At 58.3% G+C, this 18,990-nt stretch carries 17 protein-coding genes; 14 read left to right on the forward strand and 3 right to left on the reverse strand.

Annotation, left to right across the window (positions count from 1 at the left end; translation table 11 throughout):
• The first annotated feature begins 38 nt into the window (after positions 1 to 38).
• A complete protein-coding gene (gene argA, locus J7E41_RS06795; RefSeq protein WP_214991093.1) occupies positions 39 to 1,337 on the forward strand; it encodes an amino-acid N-acetyltransferase in 1,299 nt (432 codons plus the stop codon).
• A 36-nt stretch (positions 1,338 to 1,373) separates the two neighbouring features.
• Here the strand turns inward: argA and tauA are convergent, their stop codons facing one another.
• Positions 1,374 to 2,360 (reverse strand): taurine ABC transporter substrate-binding protein, encoded by a 987-nt coding sequence (tauA, locus tag J7E41_RS06800; RefSeq protein ID WP_214991095.1) that lies wholly within the window; start codon positions 2,358 to 2,360, stop codon positions 1,374 to 1,376.
• Between the two features lie 369 nt (positions 2,361 to 2,729).
• Here tauA and J7E41_RS06805 point away from each other — a divergent pair, with 369 nt between their 5' ends.
• The 8 genes from J7E41_RS06805 (at position 2,730) to J7E41_RS06840 (ending at position 9,998) form a co-directional block, all read left to right on the forward strand.
• Positions 2,730 to 4,073, forward strand: a complete 1,344-nt coding sequence (locus J7E41_RS06805) for an OprD family porin (protein ID WP_214991097.1) — start codon at positions 2,730 to 2,732, stop codon at positions 4,071 to 4,073.
• A gap of 277 nt (positions 4,074 to 4,350) precedes the next feature.
• On the forward strand, positions 4,351 to 4,989 hold the full coding sequence (locus J7E41_RS06810) for a peroxiredoxin (RefSeq protein ID WP_155583640.1): 639 nt from the start codon (positions 4,351 to 4,353) through the stop codon (positions 4,987 to 4,989).
• A 335-nt stretch (positions 4,990 to 5,324) separates the two neighbouring features.
• The gene (gene ssuE / locus J7E41_RS06815) at positions 5,325 to 5,918 is read left to right on the forward strand and encodes an NADPH-dependent FMN reductase (RefSeq protein ID WP_214991099.1); all 594 of its coding nucleotides are present in this window, start codon (positions 5,325 to 5,327) and stop codon (positions 5,916 to 5,918) included.
• Positions 5,919 to 6,010: 92 nt separating this feature from the next.
• Positions 6,011 to 6,979 (forward strand): sulfonate ABC transporter substrate-binding protein, encoded by a 969-nt coding sequence (locus J7E41_RS06820; RefSeq protein ID WP_214991101.1) that lies wholly within the window; start codon positions 6,011 to 6,013, stop codon positions 6,977 to 6,979.
• A 25-nt stretch (positions 6,980 to 7,004) separates the two neighbouring features.
• Positions 7,005 to 8,153, forward strand: a complete 1,149-nt coding sequence (gene ssuD / locus J7E41_RS06825; RefSeq protein ID WP_214991103.1) for an FMNH2-dependent alkanesulfonate monooxygenase — start codon at positions 7,005 to 7,007, stop codon at positions 8,151 to 8,153.
• A 9-nt stretch (positions 8,154 to 8,162) separates the two neighbouring features.
• Positions 8,163 to 8,951, forward strand: a complete 789-nt coding sequence (gene ssuC / locus J7E41_RS06830) for an aliphatic sulfonate ABC transporter permease SsuC (RefSeq protein WP_214991105.1) — start codon at positions 8,163 to 8,165, stop codon at positions 8,949 to 8,951.
• Complete coding sequence (ssuB, locus tag J7E41_RS06835) at positions 8,948 to 9,754, forward strand: aliphatic sulfonates ABC transporter ATP-binding protein (RefSeq protein ID WP_214991107.1); 807 nt, start codon at positions 8,948 to 8,950, stop codon at positions 9,752 to 9,754. Before ssuC ends, ssuB begins: the two co-directional genes overlap by 4 nt.
• A 28-nt stretch (positions 9,755 to 9,782) precedes the next feature.
• On the forward strand, positions 9,783 to 9,998 hold the full coding sequence (locus tag J7E41_RS06840; RefSeq protein WP_003213899.1) for a TOBE domain-containing protein: 216 nt from the start codon (positions 9,783 to 9,785) through the stop codon (positions 9,996 to 9,998).
• A gap of 163 nt (positions 9,999 to 10,161) precedes the next feature.
• On the opposite strand, the gene J7E41_RS06845 is transcribed toward J7E41_RS06840, so the two are convergent.
• Both J7E41_RS06845 and J7E41_RS06850 read right to left on the reverse strand, forming a co-directional pair.
• On the reverse strand, positions 10,162 to 10,803 hold the full coding sequence (locus J7E41_RS06845) for a TetR/AcrR family transcriptional regulator (RefSeq protein ID WP_214991109.1): 642 nt from the start codon (positions 10,801 to 10,803) through the stop codon (positions 10,162 to 10,164).
• Positions 10,804 to 11,043: 240 nt separating this feature from the next.
• Positions 11,044 to 12,420, reverse strand: coding sequence for a glutamine synthetase family protein (locus J7E41_RS06850; protein WP_003213894.1), 1,377 nt, complete (start codon positions 12,418 to 12,420; stop codon positions 11,044 to 11,046).
• 278 nt (positions 12,421 to 12,698) lie between these two features.
• Between J7E41_RS06850 and J7E41_RS06855 the strand changes: the two genes are divergently transcribed.
• The 5 genes from J7E41_RS06855 to J7E41_RS06875 all read left to right on the forward strand — a co-directional run bounded on the left by J7E41_RS06855 (position 12,699) and on the right by J7E41_RS06875 (position 18,937).
• On the forward strand, positions 12,699 to 13,478 hold the full coding sequence (locus tag J7E41_RS06855; protein WP_214991110.1) for a gamma-glutamyl-gamma-aminobutyrate hydrolase family protein: 780 nt from the start codon (positions 12,699 to 12,701) through the stop codon (positions 13,476 to 13,478).
• 39 nt (positions 13,479 to 13,517) lie between these two features.
• Entirely contained in the window at positions 13,518 to 14,876 is a 1,359-nt protein-coding gene (locus tag J7E41_RS06860) for a glutamine synthetase family protein (protein WP_214991112.1), read from the forward strand.
• Positions 14,877 to 14,933: 57 nt separating this feature from the next.
• Positions 14,934 to 16,298 carry an aspartate aminotransferase family protein gene (locus tag J7E41_RS06865; protein ID WP_214991114.1) on the forward strand — a complete coding sequence of 455 codons (1,365 nt, stop codon included), beginning with the start codon at positions 14,934 to 14,936 and terminating at the stop codon, positions 16,296 to 16,298.
• A gap of 208 nt (positions 16,299 to 16,506) precedes the next feature.
• Positions 16,507 to 17,601: a polyamine ABC transporter substrate-binding protein gene (locus J7E41_RS06870; protein WP_214991388.1), complete on the forward strand. Its 1,095-nt coding sequence runs from the start codon at positions 16,507 to 16,509 to the stop codon at positions 17,599 to 17,601.
• A gap of 241 nt (positions 17,602 to 17,842) precedes the next feature.
• On the forward strand, positions 17,843 to 18,937 hold the full coding sequence (locus J7E41_RS06875) for a polyamine ABC transporter substrate-binding protein (protein ID WP_214991116.1): 1,095 nt from the start codon (positions 17,843 to 17,845) through the stop codon (positions 18,935 to 18,937).
• The last annotated feature ends 53 nt before the right edge of the window (positions 18,938 to 18,990 follow it).

An 18,990-nucleotide genomic window follows, 5' to 3' on the forward strand; every position in this document is an offset into this window, starting at 1 on the left:
TCCTCTATCGGCTGCTTTTTATTACAGGCCCAGGTTCTATGCCCGAATACGTCAATTGGCTTCGCCACGCTTCGCCCTACATCAACGCCCACCGCGACTGCACCTTTGTGGTCATGCTGCCGGGTGACGGTGTGGATCATCCGAACTTCGGCAATATCGTCCATGACCTGGTGCTGCTCCACAGCCTTGGCGTACGCCTGGTACTGGTCCATGGTTCGCGCCCGCAAATCGAAACCCGCCTTGCCGCCCGCGGCCTGACCCCGCATTACCACGAAGGCCTGCGCATCACTGATGCTGCGACCCTGGAGTGTGTGATCGACGCGGTTGGCCATCTGCGCATTGCCATTGAAGCGCGCTTGTCCATGGACATGGCGTCGTCGCCGATGCAGGGCTCGCGCCTGCGGGTGGCCAGTGGCAACCTGGTGACCGCGCGTCCCATCGGCGTGTTGGACGGTGTCGACTATCACCACACCGGCGAAGTGCGTCGGGTTGACCGCAAGGGCATCAATCGCCTGTTGGACGAGCGCTCCATCGTGCTGCTGTCGCCGTTGGGTTACTCACCCACCGGTGAAATCTTCAACCTGGCCTGCGAAGACGTCGCTACCCGCGCCGCCATCGACCTGGGCGCCGACAAGCTGCTGTTGTTTGGCGCGGATCTTGGCCTGATCGACGAGAACGGCCGTCTGGTGCGTGAGCTGCGCCCGCAGCAAGTGCCGGCGCACCTGCAGCGCTTGGGCAATAACTATCAGGCGGAACTGCTCGATGCAGCAGCCCAAGCGTGCCGTGGCGGAGTAGGGCGCAGCCATATCGTCAGCTATGTCGAAGATGGCGCACTGCTCACCGAGCTGTTCACCCGTGACGGTGGCGGTACGCTGGTGGCCCAGGAACAGTTTGAGCTGGTGCGTGAAGCCGCGATTGAAGACGTTGGTGGTTTGCTGGATTTGATCAGCCCGCTGGAAGAGCAGGGCATTCTGGTGCGCCGCTCACGGGAAGTGCTGGAGCGGGAAATCGAGCAGTTCAGCGTGGTTGAGCGTGAAGGGATGATCATCGCTTGTGCGGCGCTGTATCAGATTGCCGATTCGGACGCGGGTGAGCTGGCCTGCCTGGCGGTCAACCCGGAGTACCGTCATGGTGGTCGTGGCGATGAATTGCTGGAGCGCATCGAAACCCGCGCCCGGGCGCAGGGTTTGAAGACGTTGTTCGTCCTCACCACCCGTACCGCCCACTGGTTTCGCGAGCGGGGCTTTGTGCCCAGCAGCGTAGACCGGCTGCCATCGGCTCGGGCCTCGCTGTACAACTTTCAGCGTAATTCGAAGATCTTCGAGAAGGCCCTTTAGGTTCTTGCGGGAGGGATAAGCCCCTCCCGCAACGCTTCATGGCTGCACAAATTTCCCCGTCACATACGCCGAATAGTCCGGCAGTACCGTCTCGACTTTCCCTTGTTCCTTCAAAAACTTCGCTGTTTCCCCGATCGCCTTCGCCGTGCCGCCGTTGAGCAAGGTATCGGTTTGTTGCGCCTGGGCATCCGGAAAGTTAGAGCCGGCCAGCAGTTCAGGAACGTCTGTCGCGTTGGCACCTGTCAGTTTGGCGATTTTTTGCACAGGGACTGAATCTGCCGTCCAGCTGGATTTATGGGCCGCATAGTCGGCAAAGGAATCCAGGGTGACCTTGGCAAACTTGGCCACTACGTCAGGATGTTTTTCGGCGAAGTCCTTGCGTGCGACCCACACCTCAAATGTCGGCGCGCCCCACTGACCCACTTGGGCCGCATCTGTCAGGGTTTTTCCGGTCTTGCGGATCTCTCCCAGGGCAGGCGACCACACAAAGGCTCCGTCGATATCCCCGCGTTTCCAGGCGGCGGCAATTTCTGCCGGTTGCAGGTTCACTACTTTGACTTTTGAAGTGTCCAGGCCCCAATGCTTCAAGGCGCCGAGCAGGCTGTAATGAGAGGTCGAGACAAACGGCGTGGCGATGGTTTTGCCGATCAGGTCCTCGGGTTTGTCGATGCCACTGCCATTACGCACTACCAGCGCTTCAGAAGCATTGATCTGTGCCGATACGATAAACGCCACGATTGGTAAGTGACGTGAGGCCGCCGCTGCGAGAGGGCTGGAGCCCAGGTTGCCGATCTGTACATCGCCGGAGGCAATGGCCGTCACGACTTCCGGGCCGCTGTTGAAACGGCGCCAGTCGATCTTTTGGCCTATGGTTTTTTCGTACAGGCCGTCTGCCTGGGGCACCTTGCTGGGGTCGATGCCGGTTTGATAGCCAATGGTGAGGTTGGCCGCCTGGACGCTGAAAGAAAGCGCTAGCGATACAAAAACTGTAACAAATTGACGTGAGGATATGCGTTTAGCCATGATGGCGTCGCCTTTTTGATCGTGAGTGACGTATGAGCTGTTATGTCAACACTAAACGATCTAAAAACAGGCCAATAAATACCCTTTAGGAATTAGCTTATGGAGCGGCACCTCCTTTCCCGGACTGCCCGCCCCATGGAAGGTGATATTCCTGGATCGTATGAAAAAGGATGAAATAATTCTTTTTGGGTGTATGAAAAACTCATTACCCTGCAGGGACCAAATCACTGCGATTAGACGAAGGTAGTAGACACACAAGGTTACGATTGACTTGTCAGTCACGATCTGGCGCTAATCGCGCATCTGTGGATCAAGGGCGTCAGACCCGAGACCAAGAAATACAAAAATTAGAAATGAGAGGAGCGGTACATGAAGAAGTCCACATTGGCGTTGGCTGTGGCTGTAGGGGCAATCGCCCAACAGGCAGGCGCCGCTGGTTTTATCGAAGACAGCAAGGCCACTCTGGGTCTGCGTAACTTCTACATCAACACTGACAACCGTACCGGTCCAGGTGCCAACAAGAACGAAGAATGGGGCCAAGGCTTCGATCTGCGTTTCATCTCCGGTTATACCCAAGGCACAGTCGGCTTCGGCGTTGACGCAATCGGCCTGTTGGGCGTGCGTCTGGATTCGGGCGGTGGTACTAACGGCGCCACTGCGACTTCCTATGGCGGCACCGTTTTCCCTAGCAAGTCCAACGGCGAAGCCGTTGATAACTTCTCCAGCCTGGGTCTGACTGCCAAAGCCAAGATCTCCCAGACCGAACTGAAGCTGGGTACCTTGCAACCGAAGCTGCCCGTTATTGTTACGAACGATGGTCGTTTGCTGCCACAGACCTTCCAGGGTGGCCAGATCACGACGAATGACATTAAAGACCTGACACTGGTTGGTGGTCAGATCGAAAAAGCCAAGGGCCGTAACTCCAGCAACAACGAAGACCTTTCGTTGGCGGGCGCAAACAGCCGTGGTGCTACCTGGCGAGACAGCAACAAATTCATCTACGCCGGTGGTGATTACAAGATCACCAAGGACCTGACGGCCCAGTACTACTATGGCAACCTGGAAGACTTCTACAAGCAACACTTCCTGGGTCTGACCCATAACTGGTCGATCGGCCCGGGCGTGCTGAAGTCGGATCTGCGTTATTTCAACAGCTCCGATGACGGCTCCAACGGTAACGACAGCGCTTACTACACCAACGGCAACTACAACGGTTTCCGCGGTGGCAAGGGCAAGGTTGACAACAACCTGTACAGTGGCCTGTTCCTGTACACCGTTGCGGGTCACACCTTCGGTGGCGGTTATCAGGTCAGCAATGGCAGCAGCGACTTCCCTTGGTTGAACCAAGGCGACGGTTCGTCGGCTTACCTGACGACGGACATGCAGATCCAGAAATTCGCACGTGCCGGCGAGCGTACGTGGCAAGCACGTTACGCTTTTGACTTCGCCAAGGTCGGCGTGCCTGGCTTGACTGCCGGTGTGATCTATCTGAAGGGTACCGACATCGATACTGTGGGCACCAACGCTGCTCGCACTGAGACTACCGGTCAATCTGAGTGGGAACGTGACATCACCGTGGCCTACGTGATCCCGGAAGGTCCGCTGAAAAATCTTGGTGTCGCCTGGAAGAACGCTATGTGGCGTACTGATATTGCGACCCGCGATCAGGACGAAAACCGCCTGATCGTCAGCTACTCGATCCCGCTGTTGTAAGACCTGCTGTATAACCTTGCCCGGCGCAACGCCGGGCAAGGTGTCTTGCTTTCAAGTCAGGCTCAACCCCCGCGAGCCCTTCCTGAACCCCTCTTTTTACAGCGTCTCAAGGCCTTCTCGAACCTTGAAACGAATGTTGACCCTCGCCTGTTCCCAGGTCCAGTGAACACATTTTTAATATTCCTTTATCGTCTAAATAAATCGATATTTATTCTTTTTAAATAATTCGGTATGCAGGCACAGTGGGCTCCATAAGCACCCACCAGGAGCCACACCCATGAGCCTAAGACTGGGCGACATCGCCCCCGACTTTGAACAGGATTCCAGCGCCGGCAAGATTCGTTTCCACGAATGGCTGGGCGATAGCTGGGGTGTGCTGTTTTCCCACCCGGCGGACTTCACTCCGGTGTGCACCACAGAGCTTGGCTTCACCGCCAAACTCAAGGACGAATTCGCCAAGCGCGGCGTCAAGGCCATCGCCCTCTCGGTGGACCCGGTGGATTCGCACCACAAGTGGATTGAAGACATCAACGAGACCCAGAACACCGTGGTCAACTTCCCGATCCTGGCCGATGCCGATCGCAAGGTCTCTGATCTGTACGACCTGATCCACCCGAACGCCAACGACACCCTCACCGTGCGTTCCCTGTTCGTGATCGATCCGAACAAGAAGGTGCGCCTGACCATCACCTACCCGGCCAGCACCGGCCGCAATTTCCACGAAATCTTGCGGGTCATTGACTCATTGCAGCTGACCGACAACTACAAAGTCGCCACCCCGGCCAATTGGCAGGACGGTGATGAAGTAGTGATCGTGCCGTCGCTCAAGGATGAGGAAGAGATCAAGAAGCGCTTTCCGAAGGGGTATCGGGCCGTGAAGCCGTATCTGCGGCTGACGCCTCAACCCAATCGTTAACACACATCCAACTGTTGGAACCGGATCAATGTGGGAGCGGGCTTGCTCGCGAAGGCGGCAGGTCAGTCAACATCTGCATCGACTGACATGCCGCCTTCGCGAGCAAGCCCGCTCCCACAAGTTGAGCGCATTTAGCGCATACAAAGCAGGGGTTTTCAGGCCGTTTCGACGGCCTTTTTTTTCGCCTGGTGATTACAGATCTGTATATTCACTTAAGGAATAAACAAATGAATAAATAAGATTTATAGATATATAAATCTGCTGATATGGTCTGTTCCATCTTGGCGCCATCGCCACATAGCGAACCGCCGACACTTGCTCAAGGAATTTCCTACATGCTGGTCGTAACACTTGGTGGCAGTCCCAGCCAACGTTCCCGCTCCGGGGTCTTGCTGGAGCATTCCCGGCGCTGGTTGCAGCAGCAGGGCGTGGAGGTGGTGAGTTATCAGATACGGGACTTCCCGGCTGAAGACTTGCTACATGCACGTTTCGACAGCCCGAAAGTCATCGACCTGCTGCAACAAGTGGCCAACGCCGACGGCCTGGTGATCGCCACGCCGGTGTACAAGGCTTCGTTTTCCGGTGCCCTGAAAACCCTGCTCGACCTGCTGCCCGAGCGTGCCCTGGCCCACAAAGTGGTATTGCCCATGGCCACCGGCGGCAGCATCGCCCACATGCTGGCGGTGGACTACGCCTTGAAGCCGGTGCTCTCGGCGCTGAAAGCCCAGGAATTGCTGCACGGGATTTTCGCTGAAGACAGCCAGATCGCTTATGGCGAAGGCAGCGTCCAGGCGCAACTGGTGCCGATCCTCGAGCAACGCCTGAGCGAGGCCCTGGAGCAGCTCTACAGCGCCATGGCCCGCCGGCCGAAACCTCTTGATCCGCATGTGTTGAATGAACGTTTGTTGAGCGCTCGTTGGAGCATCTGAGCTTCGCCCTGATTTAGAAACACTCACCTTACTCAGCCGCCAACGGCCAAGCAGGTGCAGCCAATACCCTAATCGCATATTTGGAGAGCGCCATGCGCACTGTCATCTTGCGTCGTGGTCTGGTCGCACTGTTTGCTGCGGCTGTGTCCTTCGGCGCCATTGTTCAAGCTCAAGCGGCCGAAACCCTGCGTATCGGCTATCAGAAATACGGCACCCTGGTGCTGCTCAAGGCCAAGGGCTCGCTGGAAAAGCGCCTGGCCGAGCAGGGCGTGCAAGTGCAGTGGACCGAGTTTCCCGGTGGCCCGCAGTTGCTGGAAGGGCTGAACGTCGGCTCCATCGACTTCGGCGTGACCGGCGAAACCCCGCCGGTATTCGCGCAAGCGGCTGGCGCCGATTTGCTCTACGTCGCCTACGAACCGCCAGCACCCACCAGTGAGGCGATCCTGGTGCCCAAGGATTCGCCGATCAAATCGGTACAGGACCTCAAGGGCAAAAAAATCGTCCTCAACAAAGGTTCCAACGTTCACTACTTGCTGGTGCGCGCCCTGGAAGACGCGGGCCTGAAATATACCGACGTGCAGACCGTATTCCTGCCGCCCGCCGATGCTCGCGCTGCGTTCGAGCGTGGCAGTGTCGACGCCTGGGTGATCTGGGACCCGTACCAGGCGGCCGCCGAGAAACAACTGCAAGCCCGTACCCTGCGTGACGGCACCGGCATCGCTGACAACCATCAGTTCTATCTGGCCACCAAGCCTTACGCCGAAAAACATCCTGAAGTGATCAAGGCCCTGGTGGAAGAGGTGCGTGCCGTAGGTGAATGGTCCAAGGCCAACCCGGAAGAAGTCACCGCCCAAGTCGCACCGCTGCTCGGCCTGCCGGCTGACATCACGCTGACCTCAGTGAAACGCCAAGGCTACGGCGCGTTGTTCCTGACCCCGGAAGTGGTGGCCGCGCAACAGAAAATCGCCGACAGCTTCTACCAACTCAAATTGATCCCGAAACCCTTGAGCATCAAGGACGTGATCTGGACCCCGCCCGCCGCCGTTGCCAACGCGCCGTAATCCGACTTCTTCAGGAGACAACTCCATGAGCCTCAATATTTTCTGGTTTCTGCCTACTCACGGTGACGGCCATTACCTTGGCACCGCCGAAGGCGCTCGCGCTGTCGATCACGGTTATTTGCAGCAAGTGGCCCAGGCGGCGGATCGTCTGGGTTTCGGTGGGGTGCTGATTCCCACCGGGCGCTCTTGCGAAGATTCGTGGCTGGTGGCGGCGTCGCTGATTCCAGTGACCCAGCGGCTGAAATTCCTTGTCGCGCTGCGCCCCGGGATCATTTCCCCGACGGTGGCGGCGCGTCAGGCGGCAACGCTGGATCGCCTGTCGGGCGGCCGCGCGTTGTTCAATCTGGTCACCGGTGGTGATCCGGAAGAATTGGCTGGCGACGGTTTGTTCTTGAGCCATGAAGAGCGTTATCAGGCCTCGGTGGAATTCACCCGCATCTGGCGCCGCGTGCTGGAAGGCGAAACCGTCGACTACGACGGCCAGCACATCAGCGTCAAAGGCGCCAAATTGCTTTACCCGCCGATCCAGCAACCACGTCCGCCGCTGTATTTCGGTGGCTCCTCCGAAGCGGCCCAGGACCTGGCAGCCGAACAGGTGGAAATGGTCCTGACCTGGGGCGAACCGCCGGCTGCCGTGGCGGAAAAGATCGAACAGGTTCGTGCCAAGGCCGCCAAGTTCGGGCGCACTGTGCGTTTCGGCATTCGCCTGCATGTGATCGTGCGTGAGACCAACGCCGAAGCCTGGCAAGCCGCCGACAAACTGATCTCCCATGTGGACGATGAAACCATCGCCCGCGCCCAGGCCTCCCTGGCGCGTTTTGACTCGGTAGGCCAGCAGCGCATGGCCGCCTTGCATGGTGGTAGCCGCGATAACCTGGAAGTCAGCCCCAACCTGTGGGCGGGCGTAGGTCTGGTACGTGGCGGTGCCGGTACGGCGCTGGTGGGCGATGGTCCGACCGTGGCCGCGCGAGTCAAGGAATACGCGGACCTGGGCATCGACACCTTTATCTTCTCCGGTTATCCACACCTGGAAGAGTCATATCGGGTGGCCGAGTTACTGTTTCCGCACCTGGACATCGAACGTCCGGAGCTTCCAAAAAGCGCCGGCTATGTGAGCCCGTTCGGCGAGATGGTGGCCAACGATATCCTTCCCAAAGCTGCGTCCCAGAGCTGAGGCGCCGCCATGAACCTTGAAAAGCTAAGCCATCGACTGGCGCCTTGGGCGCTGCCGGTCCTGTTGCTGGCGGTGTGGCAGTTGTCGGTGTCGGCCGGCTGGTTGTCGACACGCATTCTGCCCGCCCCCAGCGCGGTGATCGAAGCGGGCGTCAACCTGGTCCGCAGCGGTGAAATCTGGACCCACCTGGCGATCAGCGGTTGGCGTGCCGGCCTGGGATTTGTGATCGGTGGCGGTATCGGCCTGGCACTGGGCTTTATCACCGGCCTGTCGACCTGGGGCGAGCGCCTGCTGGACAGTTCAGTGCAGATGATCCGTAACGTGCCACACCTGGCGCTGATTCCGCTGGTGATCCTGTGGTTCGGCATCGACGAAACGGCGAAGATTTTCCTGGTCGCCCTCGGCACGCTGTTCCCGATTTACCTCAACACCTATCACGGCATCCGCAACGTCGATCCGGCACTGGTGGAAATGGCTCGCAGTTATGGCTTGTCCGGTTTCAGCCTGTTTCGCCAGGTGATCCTGCCGGGCGCTTTGCCTTCGATCCTGGTGGGCGTGCGCTTTGCCTTGGGCTTCATGTGGCTGACGTTGATCGTTGCGGAAACCATCTCGGCCAGTTCCGGCATCGGTTATTTGGCGATGAATGCCCGTGAGTTCCTGCAAACCGACGTTGTAGTGCTGGCGATTGTGCTGTACGCCGTACTCGGCAAGCTGGCGGACCTCGCGGCTCGCGGCTTGGAACGAGTCTGGCTGCGTTGGCACCCGGCCTATCAAGTGAGTAAAGGAGGTGCGGCATGACCGCTCAACAACCTCCACGCCTGCTGCAGGGTATTCCGCTGGCGGTGCGCAAGTTGCGCAAGTCTTTTGGCGCTCGTGAAGTGCTGAAGGACATTGATCTGCATATTCCGGCGGGCCAATTCGTTGCGGTCGTCGGCCGTAGTGGCTGTGGCAAAAGCACGTTGCTGCGCCTGCTGGCCGGTCTGGATAAAGCCAGCGGCGGTGAATTGCTCGCCGGCTCTGCGCCGCTGAGCGAGGCCATTGAAGACACGCGGCTGATGTTCCAGGAAGCGCGCCTGCTGCCGTGGAAAAAGATCATCGACAACGTCGGCCTGGGGCTCAAGGGCAACTGGCGTCCCCAGGCTTTGGAAGCGCTGGAAGCGGTCGGTCTGGCCGAACGTGCCGATGAGTGGCCGGCGGCGTTGTCCGGTGGCCAGAAACAGCGCGTTGCCCTGGCGCGCGCCTTGATTCACCAACCGCGCTTATTGCTGTTGGACGAACCGCTGGGAGCGCTGGACGCCCTGACCCGGATCGAGATGCAGCAACTGATCGAGAACCTCTGGCGCAAGCACGGCTTCACGGTGCTGTTGGTGACCCACGATGTCAGCGAAGCCGTGGCCATTGCTGATCGGGTGATTCTGATCGAAGACGGCGAAATCGGCCTCGATCTGCACGTCGAACTGCCACGCCCGCGAGTCCGTGGCTCCCATCGCCTGGCGGCTCTGGAAACCGAAGTGCTTAACCGTGTGCTGTTGCTGCCTGGCACCCCGCCGGAACCCGAACCTGTTTCACCACTGCCTACGCAATTGCGTTGGGCTCAATAACTCACCTGCCCCCTGAAGGAAGAAGACCATGACTATTAAAGCCATCAACGTGCGTAACCAGTTCAAAGGCACCATCAAGGAAATCGTCGAAGGCGACGTGCTGTCGGAAATCGACGTGCAGACGGCGTCCGGCATCGTGACGTCGGTCATTACCACGCGCTCGGTGAAAGAGTTGGAGCTGGTGATCGGCAGTGAAGTGATCGCCTTCGTGAAATCCACCGAAGTGTCGATCGCCAAGTTGTGATCGGTGTGTTGCGCAAAACCCCGATGGTGAAAGCCTGCCGGGGTTTTTGTTGTTCTTGAGATCGCTTTCGCGAGCAAGCCCGCTCCCACATTTGAATGTATTCGCAAGTCAAAATGTGGGAGCGGGCTTGCTCGCGAAGAGGCCAGAACAGGCAACACATCACTCAGAGCGCCGCCACCCGCTTAGGCAAAAACGCCGGCAAATAAAGTCCCACATATGCATCAAACACCCGCATTCCTTCCTCTGCCATGCGCGGGATGATCTGCCCATGCTGATGAACCGAACGTGCATAGACACGGTCGCTCAGCTCCAGGGCCAAGGCGAAGACGTCGACGTCGGTGGGCAAGGTCGGCACTTCGAAGTGCTGGTTGAACACCTCAAACATCAGGTTGCCTAGTTCCAGATCATGCTGGCGGTCGGCCTGTGTCACTTCGGTCAGGCCGTGCTGGGCAAGGATCAACTGGCGAGCGGCGGCGTCCTTGCTGTAAATGCCGAGCATGCGCTGCTCTACAACGCGAGACAGATCACGCCAGTGGTTGAGTGTTGCGTGGTCGATAGGGGCTTGCAAGGCGGCGCGGAACGCGGCGTGGACGTCAGCGGTCAGCGCTTGCAGCAACGCCGGCACGCTGGCGAAGAAGTGGTACACCGACGACGGCGGAATCTGCGCCCGTTCAGCCACGCTGTAGATCGACAGACTGGCCACGCCTTCGGCGGCTAGCAAGGTGCGGGCGGCGTCGAGGATCGCGTCGATCCGGGCCTGGCTACGGGCGCGGGGTTTGCGAGGGGCGGCGGGGCGGGTTGTCATGGATGTCTCCTACAAGGCAGCGGGCATTGTACGCAGAGCTTGGGGATGGTCCATACCGGGGTGAGGGGCTTTTGTGGCGAGCGGACTTGCCCGCGTTGGGCTGCGTAGCAGCCCTCGGGGTATAGCCGTAATCTTGATGGGGGTCAGCTCAAAGGAGTTGGGGCCGCTTCGCGGCCCAACGCGGGCAAGCCCGCTCGCCACAGCTAAAGCCTGCGGCGTTCCTTTTATTGCCGAAACCGTTTACACGGTATGCAGGTACCAGTTGTACTCAAGGTCGGAGATGGAGTGTTCAAACTCTTCCAGCTCACTTTCCTTACAGGCGACGAAGATATCGATGTACTTAGGATCGATGTACTTGGCCATCACCTCACTGTCGTCCAACTCGCGCAGGGCATCGCGCAGGTTGTTCGGCAGGCTTTGCTCGTTCTGTTCGTAGCTGTTGCCTTCCACCGGAGCACCCGGTTCGATCTTGTTGGTCAGGCCGTGGTGCACGCCCGCCAGGACCGAAGCCATCAGCAGGTAAGGGTTGGCATCGGCGCCGGCCACACGGTGTTCGATACGTACGGCGTCGGACGAGCCGGTCGGTACGCGAATCGCCACGGTACGGTTATCCAGCCCCCAGCACGGCGAGTTCGGCACGTAGAACTGTGCGCCGAAACGACGGTAGGAGTTGACGTTAGGGCACAGGAACGCCATTTGGGCGGGTAGGGTCTCCAGCACACCGCCGATCGCGTGACGCAATGCGGCGTTCTGCTCGGGATCCTCGCTGGCAAAGATGTTCTTGCCGTCCTTGTCCAGGATCGAAATGTGTACGTGCAAACCGTTGCCTGCCTGGCCTGGGTAAGGCTTGGCCATGAAGGTGGTGTCCATCTCATGGTCGTAGGCGATGTTCTTGATCAGACGCTTGAGCAGTACCGCGTAGTCGCAGGCCTTTATAGGGTCGGCAACGTGGTGCAGGTTCACTTCGAACTGCGCCGGGGCACTTTCCTTGACGATGGCGTCGGCAGGGATGCCTTGCTCTTTTGCACCTTCCAGAATGTCCTGGAGGCAGTCGACGTATTCGTCGAGGTCGTCGATCAGGTAGACCTGTGTCGAGTGCGGGCGTTTGCCGGAGATCGGCGAGCGGGGCGGTTGTGGCCGGCCATTCACGTTCTCCTGGTCAATCAGGTAGAACTCCAGCTCGAATGCGGCGCAGATGGTCAGACCGAGGTCGTCAAATTTGCTTACAACTTGGCGGAGCACTTCGCGAGGATCGGCGAAGAAAGGTTCACCTTCGAGTTCGTGCATGGTCATCAGCAATTGCGCGGTTGGGCGCTTTTGCCAAGGTTCATTGCACAGGGTGTCAGGGATTGGATAGCAGATTCGGTCAGCATCACCGATATCCAGACCCAGACCGGTGCTTTCCACCGTCGAGCCATTGATATCCAGGGCAAATAGAGAGGCAGGCAGGTTGATGCCTTTCTCGTAAACCTTGTGGAGGCTGGTGCGTTCGATGCGCTTACCGCGCACCACACCATTCATATCCGCAATTAGAAGGTCTACGTACAGAACCTCAGGATGATCCTTAAGGAACGCGTTCGCTTCATTAAGCTGAACGGCACGCGGGGGTACCGACATGATGCAACACCTTTGTTGTTAAAAATATCAATCATTGATCTCTTCGGGTTTCAGTCAACCCGAACGGCATGCCGAAGTCAAGCGAGGCCTTTTTTGCCCTAAAAAAGCACCCTGAGGGCATTTTTGAGGCTTTTTGGGGCGTTTTTTTGTGTTTGAGGGACTTGGACCCTGCACGCTTGAGCGGGCCGTGTTGTATTTTTTACGGGGGTGTTGTGTAAAAAAATGAACAAGGCTAAGCTCGATTCAAACCCATAACAGCAATAATACCGGGGTGCTTCATGTCTCGCCTGCCGTTAATCGGCGTCACCGCCTGCTCCAAACAGGTCGGTCTGCATGCTTATCACATCAGTGGCGACAAATACGTCCGTGCAGTGGCCACCGCTGCCAAGGGCTTGCCATTGATTATTCCGTCTTTGGCGGACTTGCTCGACCCGGCCAATATTCTTGACGGGCTGGACGGCATTCTCTTTACCGGCTCTCCTTCCAATATCGAACCTTTTCATTACGACGGTCCGGCCAGTGCGCCCGGGACTGCTCATGATCCTGCACGGGACCAAACCACCTTGCCGTTGATCCGCGCCGCCCTGTTGGCAGGCGTTCCGGTGCTGGGGATTTGCCGTGGTTTCCAGGAGATGAACGTGGCTTTCGGCGGCAGCCTGTACCAGAAGGTTCACGAAGTGCCGGGCATGATGGATCACCGTGAAGACGACACCCAGCCGGTGGAAATCCAGTACGGCCCGGCGCACCCGGTGACGATCTCCCCGAATGGGGTATTGGCAAGCCTGGGTTTGCCGGACACGATCCAGGTCAATTCGATTCATGGGCAGGGTGTTGATCGCCTGGCACCTGGCCTGCAAGTGGAAGCCACGGCGCCCGACGGGTTGATCGAGGCGTTTTCCGTCACTCAAGGCAAGGCTTTTGCTTTAGGAGTGCAATGGCACCCCGAATGGCAGGTAAGCTCTAACCCGCACTACCTCGCGATCTTCCAGGCATTTGGCAATGCCTGTCGAAAGCGGGCGATGCAACGCGACGCGGATACTGCGTCAACTAACGCCTGACCTTTAATGGACGTCAGGAAACACAGCCCAGAGGCATTTATGAGTAACAACCTCGACCAGCTCACCGATTGGTTGAAAGACCACAAGATCACAGAAGTCGAATGCATGATTGGCGACCTCACCGGTATCACCCGGGGCAAGATCTCGCCGACCAACAAGTTCATCGCCGAAAAAGGCATGCGCCTGCCCGAGAGCGTTCTGTTGCAGACCGTGACCGGCGACTATGTCGAAGACGACATCTATTACGAACTGCTCGACCCGGCTGACATCGACATGATCTGCCGCCCGGACGAGAACGCCGTATTCCTGGTGCCCTGGGCCATCGAGCCTACGGCCCAGGTGATCCACGACACCTACGACAAGCAAGGCAACCCGATCGAGCTGTCGCCGCGCAACGTGCTCAAGAAAGTTCTCAAGCTCTATGCCGACAAAGGTTGGCAGCCCATCGTGGCGCCGGAGATGGAGTTCTACCTGACCAAGCGTTGTGAAGACCCGGACTTCCCGCTGCAGCCGCCGATCGGCCGTTCCGGGCGCCCGGAAACCGGTCGCCAGTCCTTCTCTATAGAAGCAGCCAACGAATTTGACCCGTTGTTTGAAGACGTTTACGACTGGTGCGAACTGCAGGAGCTGGACCTCGACACGCTGATCCACGAGGACGGCACGGCGCAGATGGAAATCAACTTCCGTCACGGCGATGCGCTGTCCCTGGCCGACCAGATCCTGGTGTTCAAGCGCACCATGCGTGAAGCGGCGCTCAAGCACAACGTGGCGGCCACTTTCATGGCCAAGCCCATGACCGGCGAGCCCGGCAGCGCCATGCACCTGCACCAGAGCATCATCGACATCGCCACTGGCAAGAACGTCTTCTCTAATGAAGACGGTTCCAAGAGCGAACTGTTCCTGCACCACATCGGCGGCCTGCAAAAGTTTATCCCCGAGCTGTTGCCGCTGTTCGCGCCCAACGTCAACTCGTTCCGCCGCTTCCTGCCGGACACTTCGGCACCGGTGAACGTGGAGTGGGGCGAAGAAAACCGTACCGTCGGCCTGCGGGTACCGGATGCGGGCCCGCAAAACCGCCGGGTGGAAAACCGCCTGCCGGGTGCTGACGCCAACCCGTACCTGGCGATTGCCGCCAGCCTGTTGTGCGGCTACATCGGCATGGTCGAAGCCATCAACCCAAGCGCGCCGGTAGTCGGTCGTGGTTACGAGCGACGCAACCTGCGCCTGCCGTTGACCATCGAAGACGCCCTGGAACGCATGGAAAACAGCAAGACCATCGAGAAATACCTGGGTCAAAAATTCATCACAGGCTACGTCGCGGTCAAGCGGGCCGAGCATGAGAACTTCAAGCGCGTGATCAGTTCGTGGGAGCGGGAATTCCTGCTCTTTGCCGTCTGATGCGCCGGGTGCGGCCGTCAGACGCCGCACCTTCACCTGCTACTTTTGGAGATTGGTATGACTAGCAACAACCCGCAAACCCGTGAATGGCAAGCCTTGAGCAATGATCACCACCTGGCGCCGTTCAGCGACTTCAAGCAATTGAAAGAGAAAGGCCCGCGCATCATTACCAAAGCCCACGGTGTTTACCTGTGGGACAGCGAAGGCAACAAGATCCTCGACGGCATGGCCGGCCTGTGGTGCGTGGCGATCGGTTACGGTCGCGATGAACTGGCTGATGCCGCCGCCAAGCAGATGAAAGAGCTGCCTTACTACAACCTGTTCTTCCAGACCGCCCACCCGCCGGTATTGGAACTGGCCAAAGCCATTTCCGACATCGCCCCGGCAGGCATGAACCATGTGTTTTTCACCGGTTCCGGTTCTGAAGGCAACGACACCATGCTGCGTATGGTCCGCCACTATTGGGCGATCAAAGGCCAGCCGAACAAGAAAACCATCATCAGCCGCAAGAATGGCTACCACGGCTCAACCGTGGCCGGCGCCAGCCTGGGCGGCATGACGTATATGCATGAACAGGGCGACTTGCCGATCCCGGGCATCGTCCACATCGCTCAGCCTTACTGGTTCGGCGAAGGCGGCGACATGAGCCCGGAAGCGTTCGGGATCTGGGCTGCCAACCAGCTGGAAGAGAAGATTCTGGAACTGGGCGTGGACAACGTCGGTGCGTTTATTGCCGAGCCGATCCAGGGCGCCGGCGGCGTGATCGTGCCGCCAGACAGCTACTGGCCGCGCATCAAGGAAATCCTCGCCAAGTACGACATCCTGTTCGTCGCCGATGAAGTGATCTGTGGTTTTGGCCGTACCGGTGAGTGGTTCGGCAGCGATTTCTACGACCTCAAGCCTGACATGATGACCATCGCCAAAGGCCTGACCTCGGGCTATATCCCGATGGGTGGCCTGATCGTGCGTGACGAAGTGGTTGCGGTCCTGAATGAAGGCGGTGATTTCAACCACGGCTTCACCTATTCCGGTCACCCGGTGGCCGCTGCGGTCGCCCTGGAAAACATCCGCATCATGCGCGATGAAAAAATCGTCAGCCGCGTTCACGACGAAACGGCACCCTATTTGCAGAAGCGTCTACGCGAGCTTGCCGATCACCCGCTGGTGGGTGAAGTGCGCGGTGTTGGCATGCTGGGGGCGATTGAGCTGGTGCAGGACAAGGCAACGCGCAAGCGTTATGAAGGCCGTGGCGTTGGCATGATTTGCCGCACGTTCTGCTTCGATAACGGCCTGATCATGCGCGCCGTTGGCGACACCATGATCATTTCGCCGCCGCTGGTGATCACCAAGGCCGAGATTGACGAGTTGGTGACCAAGGCGCGCCACTGCCTTGATCTGACTTTGGCGGCATTGCAGGGCTAAGTGCTAGGCTCAGACCGGAGCCGCCGTTGGGCGCTCCGTCTGGGGCGTTATAAAAGTGGAGCTTTGGTTGAAAGCCGGCCCAGGAACTTGCCAGACTGTCGCCCTGTTTTGTTGCCCTTCGACGGGCCACTGAACACTGCAGCTGTATAGATAAAGAACGTGGCCCAAAAAAGAAAAATTGGAGCATGACCGAATGAAGGCATTAGGTTTGAAGAACGCTGGCAAGACCCTGCTGGCCTTGTCCCTGATGGGGGCGATGGCGGGCGCGGCACAGGCCGACGGCAAAGTGCTGCACGTCTATAACTGGTCCGACTACATCGCACCGGACACCATCGCGAACTTTGAAAAAGAGTCCGGGATCAAGGTGGTCTACGACGTGTTCGACAGCAACGAGACCCTGGAAGCCAAGTTGCTGGCCGGCAAATCCGGTTATGACATCGTCGTACCGTCGAACAACTTCCTGGCCAAGCAGATCAAGGCTGGCGTTTACCAGGAGCTGGACAAGTCCAAGTTGCCTAACTACGACAACCTGAACAAATCGCTGCTTAAAGCCGTGTCCATCAGCGACCCGGACAACAAGCACGCCTTCCCTTACATGTGGGGCTCCATCGGCATCGGCTACAACCCGGAGAAGGTCAAGGCTGCACTGGGCGTCGACAAGATCGATTCCTGGGATGTACTGCTCAAGCCAGAAAACATCGCCAAGCTCAAGAGCTGCGGTGTGAGCTTCCTCGATTCGCCAACCGAAATGCTGCCGGTGGCGCTGCATTACCTGGGCCTGCCGACCGACACCCAGAAGAAAGAAGACCTCAAGCAAGCCGAGGCACTGTTCCTCAAACTGCGTCCTTCGATCGGCTACTTCCACTCGTCCAAGTACATCTCCGACCTGGCCAACGGCAACATCTGCGTAGCCGTCGGTTACTCGGGTGACATCCAGCAGGCCAAATCCCGTGCTGCCGAAGCCGGTGGCAAGGTCAAGGTTGCCTACGATATTCCCAAAGAAGGTGCTGGCAGCTTCTACGACATGGTCGCCATCCCTAAAGATGCCGAAAACGTCGACGCCGCCTATGCATTCATGAACTACCTGCTCCAGCCGGAGGTCATGGCCAAGATTACCGACAGCGTGCGCTTCCCGAACGGTAACGAGAAGGCAACCCCGCTGGTGGACAAGAGCATTACCAGCGACCCGGGCATCTACCCGCCGGCTGATGTGCAAGCCAAGCTGTACGCCATTGCTGACTTGCCCGCTGCAACTCAGCGTGAAATGACGCGCAGCTGGACCAAGATCAAATCGGGCAAATAACACCTCTGTAGCCGCTGCCGCCAGGCTGCGATGGGCCCGAAGGGTCCCGGCAATCTTAAGGGCCGCGTCGGCTTCGCCGCCGATCGCAGCCTTCGGCAGCGGCTACAGGGAATTTGAATTACATAAAAGTTTTGCCGGATTGGTTTATCGAGGGTAAGTTGCGCGCCGGTTTAAAAGTCGAGCGGCTTTACTACCGTGCGACCCGGGCAACTTGGGCCCAACTATTCAAGAGGACATCCACTTGCCAATTTCTTTATTTCGCAAAGCCTTGCTGGTGGGTGCAGGTATCACGCTGGCTGTCAGCGTGCAGGCCGCGCCGACCGTGCATGTTTATAACTGGTCGGACTATATCGGCCCCGACACCCTGGCCAACTTTGAAAAGGCCACCGGCATCAAGCCCGTCTATGACGTGTTCGATTCCAACGAAACCCTGGAAGGCAAACTCCTGGCCGGCCGTACCGGTTATGACGTGGTGGTGCCGTCCAACCATTTCCTCGGCAAGCAGATCAAGGCCGGGGCGTTCCAGAAGATCGACAAGTCGCTGCTGACTAATTATTCCAACCTTGACCCGGCGTTGCTCAAGCGCCTGGAAAAGAACGACCCGGGCAACCAGTACGCCGTTCCCTATCTGTGGGGCACCAACGGCATTGGTTACAACGTCGATAAGGTCAAAGAAGTGCTGGGTGTCGACAAGATCGATTCCTGGGCCGTGCTGTTCGAGCCGGAAAACATGAAGAAGCTGGCCAGTTGCGGCGTGTCCTTTATGGACTCGGCGGATGAAATGCTGCCGGCGGTCCTCAACTACATGGGCTTGAACCCCAACAGCGAAAACCCGGACGACTACAAAAAGGCTGAAGAGAAACTGCTGACCGTGCGTCCTTACGTGACCTACTTCCATTCTTCCAAATACATCTCTGACCTGGCCAACGGCAACATCTGCGTGGCTGCCGGTTTCTCCGGGGATGTATTCCAGGCCAAGGCTCGCGCAAGCGATGCAGGTAAAGGCGTGAACATCGCCTACGCGATTCCCAAAGAAGGCGGCAACCTCTGGTTCGACGTGCTGGCTATCCCGGCGGACTCCACCAACGTCAAAGAGGCCCACGCCTTCATCAACTATTTACTGCAACCTGAAGTGATCGCTCAGGTCAGTGATTACGTCGGTTACGCCAACCCTAATCCAGGGGCGGACAAACTGATGGAGCAATCGATACGCACCGACGAAGCGGTTTACCCACCGCAGGCGGTTCTCGACCGGACTTTTGTCAACTTCGAGTTACCCCCGAAAGTGCAACGTTTGATGACCCGTAGCTGGACCAAGGTCAAGACGGGCATGTAAGGCTTAAAGCTCAAACTATCCAAGGTTTGCCCGTATTGGGCGAGCTGCACTCT

Origin of the sequence: Pseudomonas fluorescens (assembly GCF_018614655.1) — a bacterium.
GTDB lineage: Bacteria > Pseudomonadota > Gammaproteobacteria > Pseudomonadales > Pseudomonadaceae > Aquipseudomonas > Aquipseudomonas fluorescens_BX.